Annotated in this window: 16 protein-coding genes and 1 riboswitch; of the genes, 10 read left to right on the top strand and 6 right to left on the bottom strand. The window is 52.9% G+C overall.

The features are described 5' to 3' along the window. The first annotated feature begins 59 nt into the window (after positions 1-59). Positions 60-1,142, top strand: coding sequence for a transporter substrate-binding domain-containing protein (locus ACJ8W9_RS11415; protein ID WP_411361126.1), 1,083 nt, complete (start codon positions 60-62; stop codon positions 1,140-1,142). 29 nt (positions 1,143-1,171) lie between these two features. Next, complete coding sequence (locus tag ACJ8W9_RS11410; protein WP_411361125.1) at positions 1,172-1,645, top strand: hypothetical protein; 474 nt, start codon at positions 1,172-1,174, stop codon at positions 1,643-1,645. Between the two features lie 6 nt (positions 1,646-1,651). On the opposite strand, the gene ACJ8W9_RS11405 is transcribed toward ACJ8W9_RS11410, so the two are convergent. Beyond that, positions 1,652-2,032, bottom strand: a complete 381-nt coding sequence (locus ACJ8W9_RS11405) for a diacylglycerol kinase (RefSeq protein ID WP_411361124.1) — start codon at positions 2,030-2,032, stop codon at positions 1,652-1,654. A gap of 72 nt (positions 2,033-2,104) precedes the next feature. Between ACJ8W9_RS11405 and ACJ8W9_RS11400 the strand changes: the two genes are divergently transcribed. Next, a complete protein-coding gene (locus tag ACJ8W9_RS11400; RefSeq protein WP_411359327.1) occupies positions 2,105-3,085 on the top strand; it encodes a hypothetical protein in 981 nt (326 codons plus the stop codon). A 12-nt stretch (positions 3,086-3,097) separates the two neighbouring features. After that, complete coding sequence (locus tag ACJ8W9_RS11395; RefSeq protein ID WP_411359328.1) at positions 3,098-3,916, top strand: mechanosensitive ion channel family protein; 819 nt, start codon at positions 3,098-3,100, stop codon at positions 3,914-3,916. Here ACJ8W9_RS11395 and ACJ8W9_RS11390 read toward each other — a convergent pair. From ACJ8W9_RS11390 to ACJ8W9_RS11380, 3 genes are read right to left on the bottom strand one after another with little or no spacing between them, the layout of a single operon-like run. Then, positions 3,864-4,922 (bottom strand): malonyl CoA-ACP transacylase, encoded by a 1,059-nt coding sequence (locus tag ACJ8W9_RS11390; protein WP_411359329.1) that lies wholly within the window; start codon positions 4,920-4,922, stop codon positions 3,864-3,866. The genes ACJ8W9_RS11395 and ACJ8W9_RS11390 overlap by 53 nt on opposite strands. Next, the gene (locus ACJ8W9_RS11385; RefSeq protein WP_411361123.1) at positions 4,919-7,135 is read right to left on the bottom strand and encodes a thiamine pyrophosphate-dependent enzyme; all 2,217 of its coding nucleotides are present in this window, start codon (positions 7,133-7,135) and stop codon (positions 4,919-4,921) included. The genes ACJ8W9_RS11390 and ACJ8W9_RS11385 overlap by 4 nt, the downstream gene beginning before the upstream one ends. A 41-nt stretch (positions 7,136-7,176) precedes the next feature. Next, entirely contained in the window at positions 7,177-8,352 is a 1,176-nt protein-coding gene (locus ACJ8W9_RS11380; RefSeq protein WP_411361122.1) for an acyl-CoA dehydrogenase, read from the bottom strand. A gap of 194 nt (positions 8,353-8,546) precedes the next feature. Here ACJ8W9_RS11380 and ACJ8W9_RS11375 point away from each other — a divergent pair, with 194 nt between their 5' ends. Then, the gene (locus tag ACJ8W9_RS11375) at positions 8,547-9,398 is read left to right on the top strand and encodes a LysR family transcriptional regulator (protein ID WP_034730355.1); all 852 of its coding nucleotides are present in this window, start codon (positions 8,547-8,549) and stop codon (positions 9,396-9,398) included. On the opposite strand, the gene ACJ8W9_RS11370 is transcribed toward ACJ8W9_RS11375, so the two are convergent. Beyond that, positions 9,395-9,592 carry a 4Fe-4S binding protein gene (locus ACJ8W9_RS11370; RefSeq protein WP_411359332.1) on the bottom strand — a complete coding sequence of 66 codons (198 nt, stop codon included), beginning with the start codon at positions 9,590-9,592 and terminating at the stop codon, positions 9,395-9,397. The two genes, ACJ8W9_RS11375 and ACJ8W9_RS11370, sit on opposite strands and share 4 nt — an antisense overlap. Next, complete coding sequence (gene yegQ / locus ACJ8W9_RS11365; RefSeq protein ID WP_411361121.1) at positions 9,576-10,922, bottom strand: tRNA 5-hydroxyuridine modification protein YegQ; 1,347 nt, start codon at positions 10,920-10,922, stop codon at positions 9,576-9,578. The genes ACJ8W9_RS11370 and yegQ overlap by 17 nt, the downstream gene beginning before the upstream one ends. Before the next feature lie 159 nt (positions 10,923-11,081). Then, positions 11,082-11,232: riboswitch (molybdenum cofactor riboswitch) on the top strand. On the opposite strand from yegQ, the gene moaA reads away from it, so the two are divergent. The 5 genes from moaA (at position 11,222) to ACJ8W9_RS11340 (ending at position 14,002) form a co-directional block, all read left to right on the top strand. Then, positions 11,222-12,193, top strand: coding sequence for a GTP 3',8-cyclase MoaA (gene moaA / locus ACJ8W9_RS11360; protein WP_411361120.1), 972 nt, complete (start codon positions 11,222-11,224; stop codon positions 12,191-12,193). (Overlaps the previous riboswitch by 11 nt.) Position 12,194: 1 nt before the next feature. After that, positions 12,195-12,740 carry a molybdenum cofactor guanylyltransferase gene (locus ACJ8W9_RS11355; RefSeq protein WP_411361119.1) on the top strand — a complete coding sequence of 182 codons (546 nt, stop codon included), beginning with the start codon at positions 12,195-12,197 and terminating at the stop codon, positions 12,738-12,740. Continuing rightward, a complete protein-coding gene (locus ACJ8W9_RS11350; RefSeq protein WP_411361118.1) occupies positions 12,737-13,252 on the top strand; it encodes a molybdopterin-binding protein in 516 nt (171 codons plus the stop codon). Before ACJ8W9_RS11355 ends, ACJ8W9_RS11350 begins: the two co-directional genes overlap by 4 nt. A gap of 11 nt (positions 13,253-13,263) precedes the next feature. Continuing rightward, entirely contained in the window at positions 13,264-13,761 is a 498-nt protein-coding gene (moaC, locus tag ACJ8W9_RS11345; protein ID WP_411361117.1) for a cyclic pyranopterin monophosphate synthase MoaC, read from the top strand. Then, entirely contained in the window at positions 13,754-14,002 is a 249-nt protein-coding gene (locus ACJ8W9_RS11340; RefSeq protein ID WP_411361116.1) for a MoaD/ThiS family protein, read from the top strand. Before moaC ends, ACJ8W9_RS11340 begins: the two co-directional genes overlap by 8 nt.

The following is a 14,002-nucleotide window of genomic DNA, read 5'->3' as shown; positions in this document are numbered from 1 at the left end:
TCTGTATACTGCTAACAACTAGTGTGCCTTGAGAATCCATAAAAAGACAAGGAGAGCTTATGAAATATCTGCTGATGCTGGTCGTAGCGTTAGCATGTTTGGCCCTACCCGCGAGCTATGCTCAGGTGGGCGCAGAGGTCGAACCTGAAACGCTTAAGGTGGCGGTCAGAGTAAGTCCACCCTTTGTGCTGAAAGATGCCGATGGCAGTTACAGTGGGCTCACCATTGAGTTGTGGGAGCATATTGCCGCACAACAAAATTACCAGTTTAGCTATGTTGAAGCGGGGTTGGAGTCACTCATTGACGGTGTTGCCGAGGGGGAATTTGACGTGGGTCTCGGAGCCATTTCTGTTACTGCTGAACGCGAGCGCCGTATCGACTTTTCGTTACCCTTTTACAATGCCGGTCTTGGCATAGCCGTACCCGCCCAAGCTGAACCAGGCTGGTGGACCGTCACCAAAGGCTTTTTCAGCCTGCAGTTTCTCACAGTGCTGTTGTTCTTGGCTGGTATTTTGTTAGCGGCGGGTTGGCTGCTCTGGCTCGCAGAGCGCCGTCATAATCGTGATGAGTTCAGCAGTGAAACCCTACCCGGCGTGGGCGCAGGTTTTTGGTGGGCCGCCGTGACCATGACCACTGTGGGTTATGGCGATAAGTCACCGCGCAGTCCGCTGGGCCGTGTGGTGGCACTCATCTGGATGTTCACCAGCGTCATTATCATTTCAAGTTTCACCGCGTCCATCACCTCAGCGTTGACCATCAACCAGTTATCGAGTCGCGTGCAAGGTAAAGACGACTTGGTGAAAGTTCGCGTTGCTAGCGTGCCCGCTTCGTACAGTGCTTACTGGTTAGAACGTGAAAATATCGGTTATCAACAAACTACAGATTTACCCAGTGCGTTGCGGGATTTAGCAGCAGGCAAAGCGGACGCTGTGGTTTACGATGCACCTTTATTGAAGTACCAATTACGGCAAGAGTTCTCTGGACTTACCGTGTTGAATGACTATTTTGCGCCACAAGATTACGCGCTGGTATTGCCGCCACAATCAAGCAAGCGCGAGGAGATGAACCTTATCTTGCTGCGCTATGTGCGTAGTGCTGAATGGCGGTCGGCGGTGAGCCGCTATCTTGGCGATGAACTATAATCAGATACGGAGGCTTTAAAGGGGGCATTATGTTTGGTTTAACTTTAGCGTTCATGTTGAGTGGCATACAGGCGGCTGACGTTGCTCCGGCAACCGTGACCATCGAAGAGTGGCAGGTGCCATATGCCGAGTCGAGACCACGCGACCCCTATGTCCACAGTTCCGAGAAAGTATGGTTTGTTGGTCAGCGAGCTGATTATGCGGCCATTCTAAATCCGCAAACGGGTGATTTCGAACGTATTGACCTGCCAGCAGGTGTGCAGTCGATGCCCTATGCCATGGCGGCCGACAATAACGGCTACATTTGGTTTGCCGAAACGGGCGTGCAGCCGAATCGCATTGTCGGTTTTCACATCGACAGCGAAACCTTTACTGCCCCTGTCGCCGTGCCAAGTGGTGGCGGTACCGTGCGTCACATGATGTTTGATGAAGCCAGCCAAAGCTTGTGGTTTGGTGCTGATACCAACACCGTAGGTCAGGCAACCATTCGCTACGGTGAATAAGCCTTGTTAGACAAACCAAGCGCTGATGCGCGGCCACAGAATCACTACCCAAGTGATACCGATCATCAGCAGCGAGAACATGACAGCGGCCGATGCCATATCTTTGGCACGGCCGCTGAGCTCATGTAAGTCTGGGCTGATGCGGTCAACTGTCGCTTCGATAGCGGAATTAAGCAGTTCCACAATCAGCAACACCAGTACCGGCAGAATCAACACCACTTTTTCCACCATGGTCGCACCCAACCATAAAGCTAGTGGCACCAGTATCAATGCGAGCACGGTGTCTTGGCGGACCGCCGCTTCAAATTTTAACGCCGTGCGATAACCGCGTAAGGAGTTGCCGGTGGCGCGAACGATGCGCATCAGACCTTTTTGTGGTGGTTTCATCGATTTACTTTTCGTTTCAGCTAGATGGTGTACAGTGTAATACATGAACAGACTTAAGGATTGCTTAACTTTATGGCGAAAGGCAACCATTGGCAACTGATCCCCCTCGATACCTTTGAGCGACCGACCGCACCGGCGAGCACCCTGTTACAAAAAGCCTGGCTGCGGGCACAAAACCTTATTGGCATTAAAGACGATGAGGATGCCACCCCCGATGAACAAGACTTTCCGCATTACCGTGAATTCGACCTTGAACCGGCTGTGGCAGCCGTTGAAAAAGCGTGGGAAGAGGCGGAGAGCGAACCTTGTGTGCGTTTTGTCGTCAGTCCTCCGTTTAGTGGCAGCGGCGCGATTTTGCGTGCTTGGGCCGACAAGCACGGCTACCAGCAATTAAAACCACCACGAAAAGATCAACTCGAGAGTGCCGATACAGAAAGCTGGTGGCAGGCACAGCAGTGCGACAATTGGTTGCTCGATGAGTTTTCGTCATTCTGGTTACGCACGACGTCGCATATGCAGTTTATGCGAGCCCTGCTGCCTCGTTTGTTGCGCGGCGAATTAGGTGAGGGCGTAGTGGTGGTGGATAGTTGGACCTTTGCGTTTTTGCAGCGCGCTTGGCCACTAAGTCTGCCGCACTGTTATTGCTTTGCTGCCGCAACCCCTGAACTACTGCAGCAGGTGAGTATAGAGACCACTGAGAAAGCGTTGCGGAAACTGAATGCCAAAGCGCGGGGCAACGTTGGCGTTGCTTTAGCGCTGTGGGCGCTGGCGCAAAATAGCGAACGGCAAACACCGCGCATTCCGAGTGAAGCCGATGACGCAACGGCCTTTATTCTGTACGCACTCTTACTCCATCACGGCCTCGCCGGCGAGTATTTACAGCTGGTATTACCGATGCTGGCGCCCGATCAGCTCGATGTGCAATTGCTACGACTGCAGCAAAATGGTGTGATTGAGTTGGATGATGAAAAAGTCTGGCGAGTGACGGTTTATGCCTATGTCGATGTGCGCGATTTTCTCGCCAGTCGTGACTACTGGCTAGATAGTTTTTAACGGGAGTGCGGCATGAACACTGAGCAATTTCTCGAAATATTTAAAGAAATCAATAGCGCGGTGCTGATCGAAATCGGTGTAGTGATTGCCGTTGCGATGGCCATTATTTGGAGCAGTCAAAAATTACTACCGCTGCTCGCCGAGCACTTACATGGCAAACAACGTCTTTTTGTACTGGCTCTGATTCCAACGGTGCGGGTGTTGGTGTTTGTCTTTGCCATTATCTGGATAGTGCCGCTGGTCATCGAGCCGAGCGCGCGCAACATGGTGGCGATTCTCGGTGCTGCAGGTCTAGCGATAGGTTTTGCCTTGAAGGATTATGTCAGTAGCATTATTGCTGGGGTGGTCGCGGTTTATGAAGTGCCTTATCGCCCCGGTGATTGGATTTCAGTCGATGGTACCTATGGTGAAGTGAAGCACATCGGTATGCGCGCCGTCGAAATTGTCACGCCGGACGATACCGTGGTGTTTATTCCGCACTTAAAACTGTGGTCGAATCTCATTCATAACGCTAATAACGGTGGGCCGAGCTTGATGTGCGTGGTCGATTTTTACTTGCACCCAGAGCACGATGCGAATCAGGTCAAACATCTACTGGAAGACGTGGCGCTGACCAGCCCTTATGTGCAACTCGCCAAACCCATCGTAGTAGTTGCAAACGAAGAGCCGTGGGGCACGCGTTATCGGCTGAAAGCCTATCCGATCGACCCACGGCAACAATTTCAATTTATGACGGATTTGACCGCGCGCGGCAAAACTTGTTTGCGGGCGTTACCCGTCAACTTTGCGCAGTTGTCACCAGAGCACGCTGTTCAGCCAGCCCCATACTGAGTACGTAGGGGACTTCGGCAGCTTGGCGCTTGCTAAACTCGGCTTTGCTGTCGAGGTCTTGCCAGTTCATGGCTATCAACGCCTGCGCTACCGCGCCACCTAAACCGCTGCCCGGACCTAGCAAAATAATGTGGTCCGGTGCGAATTCTCTCACGCCGACTTGAATTGCTTTACTGAAGTCGTAGGTTTCAGTCACTTGGTGGCCGAGGGTGTAGCGGTGCAGAGCGCGCATGTCTACCGTCGGGGTTAACCATTGGTGACCGCGACCGTCGATAAGTGGTGTTTGCGGCTCACGAAAGACTGCCGTAGGCCAAGTCTCTTGCGCCTCGGTTGCTGCATCACTCATCAAATGAGTGTGAAACGCAGCGTGCCCAGGCAACAACATCGGAAAGCGTTCATCGGCGAGCGGTAACGCTTTCATAGCGGCTGAACAGGCGGCTTCAGTGCCAGCGAGTACCGCATACCCCCCGTAATTGATCGAACGGAACAGCTCGCCTTGGTGCGCTTGCAATTGTGCGTCGACCAGCGCTTCACGTGTCGGGTCAGGACGCCATTCGCTATCGACAATCGGATAGATAAATTGCGCACCAGCCCCACCAGCGGTCAGCTGGGCCATGCTGGTGACGAGCCGCGCAGTGGTCGGTACCGACCAAGCTTCCGCACAGGCCATTGCCGTATACCAGCCCATGGAGTTGCCGGTAATCGCCACCACGTCATACTGGTTGCGATCGATACTTAAAAAATCCAGATAGCCTGCGGCATAAATCAACGCTGCGGCGTGCTCAGCTTGTTGATGTAACGAAGTTTTGAACAACTTCGCCTGATCGAGTTCAGTCACTGTCGCGAGGCCGAGTGCCGCGCGTTCGGCGTCGATCTGATCAAGAACATTCTGTAAATCTTCGCGTATTTTCGGCGAAGATGCAGCTATGTTCGCGGAGATCGAACCAAGTTCTGGTTTGTTGTAGGTGCCACGCCCAGGGCAGACAACGAGTGCGGTTTTCTTCATGCCTTAGCTCCTTGTTTGCGTTTTGCGAGCATCTCGCTGGCCACCTCAACGATGCCAGCGGCGGATGGCAACACAGTGTAGGCTGCTTTACCGAGCGGAATGAAGCTGTCTTCGGCGGTAATACGACGTACTCTAAAGCGCTCTGGATAATCTTCGTACAAGCAGGTCATGAGTTCTTCGCTCAACGAGCCACGGCGGCGACATTCGTCGACGATCAACACTTGCTTGCAGTTGCCTAGTGCCTGCACGATGGCATCCACATGCAGTGGCACTAAACAACGAATATCGATAACCCGCACTTTATGGCCGGCGGCGCGCAACTTCGCTTCTGCTTGGCGACTTAAGTAATAGCCGTTGCCATAGCTAACAATGGCGAGCTCGTCGCCGTCACCATACACCGCTGGCTCGCCAAGTGCTGGTACGGGCAGGTCAGGCGTTGGATAGTCGCACAACCAGCCGCCATCACCTTCTTCGTGAAGATCGCGCGCCATATAGAGCGCAATCGGCTCGAGCATAATGACCACGCGTTGCTCGACAGCTGCCAATCTTACCGCCTGGCGCATTAACAAGGCACCGTCGTAGCCATTTGATGGACACAGTACGATGACGCCTGGAATATCACGGAACACCGCAAACGAGTTGTCGTTATGGAAGTGGCCACCAAAGCCTTTTTGGTAAGCAAGACCGGCGATACGAATCACCATCGGATTGGTGAACTGACCGTCGGAGAAAAACGATAAGGTGGCAGCTTCGCCACGAATCTGATCTTCGGCGTTGTGTACGTAAGCAAGGAATTGGATTTCAGGCATGGCAATCATGCCTTGCTGCGCCATACCAATGGCCAGACCAAGAATACTTTGCTCGTCCAACACCGTGTTCAATACGCGGTTTGGACCAAAGGCTTCCATCAGGTGTTGTGTGACGTGATAGACACCGCCCTTTTTAGCAATGTCTTCACCACACATGACGATATTGCCGTACTGCGCCATCAAATCGTGTAGCGACCAGTTCAGCAACTTCGCTAAATGTTGGCGCTTGCCGATGTTATGCTTGTCGAATTTAAACAGCTGTTCGCGTTGGTTCTCAGTTAACGCTGGCGGCATCACGCTTTCATCGCGCGTCGGTGGCACAATTGACTGCATCACTTGCGTGGCTGCAGTCAATTTCGGCCGCTGCTGCGCTTGTCCCGCTAAACGCGCGATGCGCTGCGCCTGCTTGCGAATATGTTCGGCGAGTTGTTCGTAGCTAAACAAGTCACGCTGAATCAATGCAGCGCAGGTGAACAGCAGCACGTCGCGCTCGGCATCGCGGACAATTTCTTGCTTGTTGCGGTAAGCGACTTCAGCGTCAGCTCCGGCATGACCAAACAGGCGAATGGTGCGCAAGTGCAGAATCGCCGGTTTACGCTTCTGGCGCACATAGTCGGCAGCTTGTTGCGCCACCAAATAGGTCTCGGCAACGTTGCTACCGTCTGCGAAAAAGTACTTCACTGCTGGGCGTTGACTGAGTTGCTGCTGAATCCACCCTTGTGGGGTGTGGGTCGAAATACCTAAACCGTTGTCTTCACAGACCAACAGTAGTGGCATCGGAATTTGTTGATAAGCCGCCCAACTGGCTGAGTTGATCGCGCCGAGTGCCGTTGAGTGATTGGCCGAAGCATCGCCAAAGCTACACACGGCAATCGCATCATGTGGCCAAGTGCCTTGCTGCTGCAGGCGCTTTGATAAGCCGATCGCAAAGGCTGTACCCATGGCTTTGGGCACATGCGAAGCAATGGTGCTGGTTTGCGGTGGTACGTGTAAATCTAAGCTACCAAATACCTTGTGGCGACCACCCGAGATAGGGTCTTCACTCGATGCGGCAAAACTGAGCAGCATGTCATACAGCGGTGTACTGCCGGGTTTCTGCTTGGCGCGTTGCAGGAAAAAGGCGCCACTACGATAGTGCAAAAATGCTGGGTCGGTGACGCGCAACGCTTTGGCAACCGCCGCGTTGGCTTCGTGTCCCGAGCTACCAATAGTATAAAAACTTTGCCCAGCAGCCTGCATCAGACGCGACTGCAGGTCGAGCAAGCGACTGGCGAGTTGGGAGTCGAATAATTCGACCAGTTCGGCATCGCTAAGGATGCCACCTGCCGCGTGAGCGCGCGGCAGGTCTTCACGTTCAATGCGCTGGATAAATTCAACCAGCCATGGATGCATAGCTGCAGCCATATACGCCTCCTTTTACAAGGTAGTGACGGGTGCTAGATGAATTAGCTGAATGCCTGAAGGCCCGTTTGCGCACGACCCAAAATCAGGGCATGCACGTCGTGGGTGCCTTCGTAGGTGTTCACCGCTTCTAAGTTCATGACGTGACGGATCACGTGGTATTCGTCGGCAATACCGTTGCCACCGTGCATATCGCGAGCAACGCGGGCAATATCCAACGCCTTGCCACAGGAGTTACGTTTAATCAGTGAAATGGTTTCTGGCGGTAATTGACCCGCGTCCATCAAACGTCCTGCTTGTAAACAGCTCAACAGGCCAATACTGATTTCAGTTTGCATATCAGCCAGTTTCTTCTGAATCAGCTGCGTAGCCGCCAACGGACGATTAAATTGGTGCCGATCTAAGGTGTATTGACGCGCTGCATGCCAGCAGAACTCGGCTGCTCCCAATGAACCCCAAGCGATACCGTAACGCGCCTTATTCAAGCAGCCAAACGGACCTTTAAGGCCACTGACGTTTGGTAGCAGCGCTGATTCAGGAACTTCGACGTTGTCCATCACGATTTCACCGGTAATCGAGGCCCGCAATGAAAACTTGCCATCAATTTTCGGTGCTGACAGGCCTTTCATGCCTTTTTCTAGAATAAAGCCACGGATCTCACCGTCGAGTTTCGCCCACACCACAAATACATCAGCGATCGGTGAGTTAGTGATCCACATTTTGCTACCTTTGAGCACATAGCCACCGTCTACTTTTTTCGCCGTGGTGCGCATACCGGCAGGATCAGAACCTGCATCCGGTTCGGTCAAACCAAAACAGCCGACCCATTCGCCGGTTGCCAGTTTTGGCAAATACTTTTGTCGTTGTTCTTCGCTGCCGTATTCATGAATCGGGTGCATAACCAGCGACGATTGCACGCTCATGGCGCTACGGTAGCCGCTATCAACGCGCTCAACTTCACGCGCGACGAGGCCATAGCAAACGTAATTCACTTCTGAGCAACCATATTTTTCTGGCAAAGTTGCACCTAGCAGGCCAAGTTCACCCAATTCGTTCATGATCTCGCGGTCAAAACGTTCTTCACGGTTCGCCGTCAATACGCGCGGCATCAGCTTTTCTTGACAGTACTGATGAGCGGTATCACGAATCATGCGTTCTTCTTCGGTCAGCATGTTGCTGAATTGGAAAGGGTCTTGCCAGTCAAAAGGAAATCGAGCCATGTTAAACCTCAAATGCGTTGTTCGTTATTCGTGCGCTTCGCTGTTCGTCCGTGCTTCGCACTGTTCGGAGAGTCTCGAATAGCGAACGCAGTGAGCGGACGAACAACGAATAACGCTGTTTGTTCTTCTCACTTTACGCGGAATTGAAGTAAAGTTAAATTATATAAAAATTAGAGTGGGTATAGCCTTTAACTATGGATTTACGTCAGCTTCAGTACTTCGTCGCCGTCTACGAACAAGGCAGCATCAGCGCGGCAGCGCGCGCCTGCTCGGTAGCACAGCCGAGTTTATCGAACGCTTTGCAGCAACTTGAAGATGAGCTCAAGGTGAAGCTCTTTGTACGGCAATCCAGAGGGGTTACCCCAACAGAGGATGGTGAACGTTTGTATGGCCATGCTGGACGTATGCTCAGTCAAATGCAGGCACTTAAGGCATCGTTTCGACACAGTGTGACGCGAGTTCAATTTCGGCTCGGCTTGATTCGCGCGCTTGGCGTTGAACGAATGAGCCAGTTGTTACGTGACTTTACGGCGGGGGTCGATGGACTTGAGTTGCACCTCGTCGAACCCGACGATGAAGCCGATGCGCGGATTATCACGCCGCGCATGCTGAAAGCCGGTGAGCAGTTTTTACCGATTTGGCATGATGCTTTCGTGGTGGCGTTGCCGGCCGGGCACCCATTGGCACTGCAAGAGGCGGTGACTTTGGCGGATATGCAAGGCTTGCCGCTGATCAAGCGCACCCCCTGTGAGGCGTGGTCGGTGTTTTATCCAGAGCTTATTCGGCAGGGGATTCAGCCGGATATTCGCGCCGATATTCACACCATTGAATATGCGCTCGGGCTGGTATCTGCTGGTGTCGGCTGTGCCTTAGTGCCCGATTTTGAGGTATTGCGTGAACGACAGGATGTGGCTTTGCGACCGCTCACCGACTTAAAGCTAGAACGTACCATTGGCATGGCCTATCCGCGCAGCCAAAGCGAAGCGAGTCCGCTACGCTGGTTGCAGCAAGTGTGCAAACAAACCGCCGGGCAAGCGCCAAGCTAACTGTCTGGCACTAAGGTCATACAGTCCACAGGGCAGACCGGAATGCAGGCAGGCTCATCGTAGTAGCCCTCGCACTCGGTACATTTGGCGGCGTTCACCACATAATGCGCCGCACCCATTTCGATGGCCTCGTTGGGGCACTCGGGAACACATAGATCACAGTTAATGCAATCGCTATCAATGACTACCGGCATGGGACACCTCCTTTATGGCGATAGTTTGAGTGGCAATCGGTTGCTTGACTTGTTTCAGCAACATCGCATAGCCACAATCACCGCTGCTTAGGCTAGACGGCAAAGTAATTTGTACTTGATGACCCGAGCCTGGCGCGCGTTGAATCGGCGCTCCGTCTTGGTTTGTTATGGTTTGGATGACGAAACGCACGTTGCCTGAGGGCTTCATGAGTATTAATTCATCGCCCACTGCGAAGGCATTTTTGACGTCAATTTGCGCATAGCCATCGGCTTCCGCTGTCACCGCACCAACCAACAGTTGCTCGCCATTGCTGTGACTGGTTAGATAATTCTGTGTTTCACTGGGTACGTGGCGCCGCAAAAAGCCCTCAGTAAAACCACGATTGGCCATGCCTTCCAAGTCAGCCAGTAACTGCGGATTGAAGGGACGCCCCGCCATCGCATCATCAATCGCTTGGCGATACACCTGTGCGGTACGTGCAACGTAGTAGTCGGACTTGGTACGACCTTCAATTTTCAGCGAGTGAATACCCATTTTGGCGAGCGCTTCGACATGCTGGACGCCGCGTAGGTCCTTCGAATTCATAATGTAAGTGCCGTGAATATCTTCATCCATCAGCATCAACTCGCCAGGGCGCTGCGGTTCTTCCAATAGGACTGGCGAATCGATAGGTTGAAATTGGCCGACCTCATCCTCTTGCGCGGCATGTACCTTGTAGGGCCAGCGGCAAGCATTGGTGCAGGCTCCCTGATTGGGATCGCGCTTATTGATATAGCCGGACAGCAAACAGCGACCCGAATAAGCCATGCAGAGCGCGCCATGCACAAAGACTTCGAGCTCCATATCGGGACACTTTTCACGGATTTCGGCAATTTCTTGCACCCCCAGCTCACGCGACAAAATGACGCGAGTGATGCCCTGTTGCTGCCAAAACTTAACTGCCGCCCAGTTAATGGTATTGGCTTGCACCGAAAGGTGCAGCGCCTGTTGGGGGAAGTGCTCGCGCAGCAACATCACGATACCCGGGTCCGATACGATCAGCGCATCAGGTTGCATGGCGATGACTGGCGCCATGTCCTCGACAAAACGCGTCAGTTTAGCGTTGTGCGGCGCAATGTTCGCGACCACGTAGAACTTTTTGCCCAGCGCATGGGCTTCATTGATGCCGAGCTTTAAATTGGCAAGATCAAAACTATTGTTGCGGACCCGCAAACTATAGCGCGGCTGCCCCGCGTAGACGGCATCGGCACCGTAGGCGAAAGCCATGCGCATGGCATCGAGGCTTCCGGCAGGCGATAACAATTCAGGGGCAACATTAGGTAATGACATTTACGTTACTCTTCACTTCAAAACGGCAGAGACAATCTCCCGCGAAGTTTAGCGCCAGCGCAGAAAAAAAAGCTGATCCAGATCAAAACTATCCCTTATGGGGTAGTTGCCGACCCTCTTCATGGCAATAACAATTGCACATGAGCACGACTAGTATTAGCAGCACATACACGCCGAGCCGCTGGCGCTAAGGTTGAGCTTTTCGATAAGCAACACTATGCGCGGTGTGCCGTGGTCAATTTGACCACCGGGTGGTTGTGGAAACGCAGCTACCTCCCGACTTTGGAAAGGTGTAGCTCATGCTAGTTGACAGATTTGCGCGACGTTTCACTTATTTGCGTCTCTCACTCACTGAAAGTTGTAACTTTCGGTGCGATTATTGTTTGCCCGATGGACCTGATTGCACATCGCGTAAAGAAGAACTGACCCTGCCTGAAATTCGTCGTTTGGTCACAGCATTTGCTCAACTAGGTACCCGCAAAGTGCGCTTAACCGGTGGCGAACCCTGCTTGCGCAAAGACTTGCTCGAAGTGATTCAAACGGTGAAGGCGATTCCGGGCATCGAAGAGGTCGCGATCACTACCAATGGTTATCGTTTGCAGCGCGATGTGGAAGATTGGCGCGCTGCCGGCGTGGATGCCATTAACGTCAGTGTCGATAGCTTAGACCCAAGTACTTTTCACCTTATTACCGGGCAAAACCGCTTGCCAAGTATTCTCGACGGGATTGACCAAGCCATCGCGGCTGGTATTCCTAAGGTTAAAGTGAACAGCGTGCTGCTCAAGGGCTACAACGGTAGCGCCTTGCCCGAATTCCTTGAATTTATTCGCCAGCGTAAGGTGAGCCTGCGTTTTATCGAACTTATGCGCACCAATGACAACGTTGGCTATTATCAGCGGCATCACATCAGCGGCGACACCATCAAGCAACAGCTCCTCGGTGAGGGTTGGCAGCAATGCCAAAAAGGCCCTACCGCAGGCCCTGCGCAAGAGTTTGCACATGCGGATTATCAGGGCAAGCTCGGTTTGATCATGCCTTACAGCAGCGATTTCTGTGACGATTGTAATCGCCTACGGGTATCGAGCCGCGGGCAGCTGTTTCTCTGTTTATTTACCGAGCAACATCAGAATTTACGCGACTATTTGCAAAGCGATGATACGCAGCCATTACAAGCAGCCTTGCAACAGATGGTGCTGGCGAAAAAGGCCACGCATTTTCTGCATGAACAACAAAGTGGTTCAACCCGTCATCTGGCGATGATTGGAGGCTAACATGCAGGGCGTCACCGGTATCGTCGTCGCAGGAGGAGCCTCCTCGCGGATGGGGCAGGATAAAGCCTTGTTGCAGGTTGGTGGGTGCACCCAGCTAGACCGCACCGTGCAACTACTGAAATCCGCCGGTTGCCAACAGGTAGTCGTCAGCCGTAATGCCGACGGTTTTGTCAGTGATACGATCAGCGGGTGCGGCCCACTCGGTGGTGTCTTGAGTGTGCTACCACACTGCTTACACGAACTGTTGCTGATTGTTCCGGTAGATATGCCCTTGTTGGCTTGTGACACCCTGCTGACGCTCATCGCGCACCATCGCGCTAGCTATTTTAGTTGCACTCCGTTGCCATGCCTACTGCCCAATAATGAACAATTGCAACAGTATTTGGTCGAGCAACTGCAGCACGATGACGGCGACCGCTCAGTGCGAGGGCTGCTGACCCATATGCAAGCTCAGCCGCTAGAGTGGCCGTTGACCTACCAATTACAAAACACCAATACGCCGCAGCAATGGCGTCATGCCCTGCAGTTTTTGGGAGAAGTCTCATGAGTGATTTATCCTTACGTGCTTTACACATTGCCCTAGCGACCGTTTCTGACCGGCACACCCCAACAAGTGACGATACCGGTGACTGGCTCGCGGACGCCATCGTTGATGCGCGTCACCATATGTACCAACGGCAGATTATTGGTACCGATAAGTACGTCTTGCGTGCGGTCGTCTCGCGTTGGCTAGCTGAACCAAAATTAAATGTCGTGTTATTGAACGGCAGCACCGGCTTTGCTGAGCACAACTGTGTGCCCGAGGCGATCATGCCGCTGCTGGATCAAACGATTGACGGTTTTGGTGAGCTGTTCCGCCAGTTGAGTTGGAACGATATTGGTAGCTCGGCACTGCAATCACGAGCCTTTGCGGGCTTGGCCAACAATAAACTCGTACTGGCGATTCCGGGCTCAAAATCTGCCGCCGAGCTTGCTTGGCGCGAATTGATTCAGCCACAACTGGATAGCCGCCAAGGGCCCTGCAATTTTGTCGGGCGTTTACTTGGTAAACCAAGTTAGGAGCAAAGCGCATGAGTGATCAACATTTTACCCATCTTGATGCCAGCGGTGCCGTACATATGGTCGATGTGGGTGGCAAAGAGGCAACCCAGCGCCAAGCCATCGCCGTTGCGACGGTGCAAACCACGCCTGCGGTAGTCACACAAATCGCCCAGCAGTCTTTGCGAAAAGGTGATGTGCTTGCGGTGGCTCGTGTCGCCGGCATCATGGCCGCAAAGCGCACCAGTGATTTAATACCCTTGTGTCATCCGTTAGCACTCACCAAGGTTACGGTTGAATTCGAGCTTGTTGAAACTAAAGGTCAGGTGCTGATTCAAGCGACTTGTGCGGTAGCGGGCGTAACTGGCGTTGAAATGGAAGCCCTCACTGCGGTCAGTGTTGCAGCATTGACGGTGCATGATATGTGTAAAGCAGTCGATCCGCACCTGACGATTAATGGCATTCAATTACAAGAGAAAACCGGTGGCAAAAGTGGTCACTGGCGACGGGAGCATGCAACCCATGGTTAAAGTAAAATTTTTTGCGGCGCTTCGTGAACGCCTTAATTGTGCTGAGTTGACTTTAGATTGTGGTCCGAACGAGACGCTGGCAACGCTGCGTGCACGCTTAGTGGATTTGCATCCAAGTTGGCAAACTGAGCTGCACGATAGAGACGTTTTGTGTGCCAAGAACTTCAGCTTTTGCGGTTGGCAAGACCGCGTGAGTGCTGGTGATGAACTGGCTTTTTTCCCGCCGGTGACTGGAGGTTAA

This window comes from Pseudidiomarina salilacus, assembly GCF_047323925.1.
Taxonomy (GTDB): domain Bacteria; phylum Pseudomonadota; class Gammaproteobacteria; order Enterobacterales; family Alteromonadaceae; genus Pseudidiomarina; species Pseudidiomarina salilacus.
Note: the sequence above shows the minus strand (reverse complement) of the source record. Positions and strands in the feature narration are given on the sequence as shown.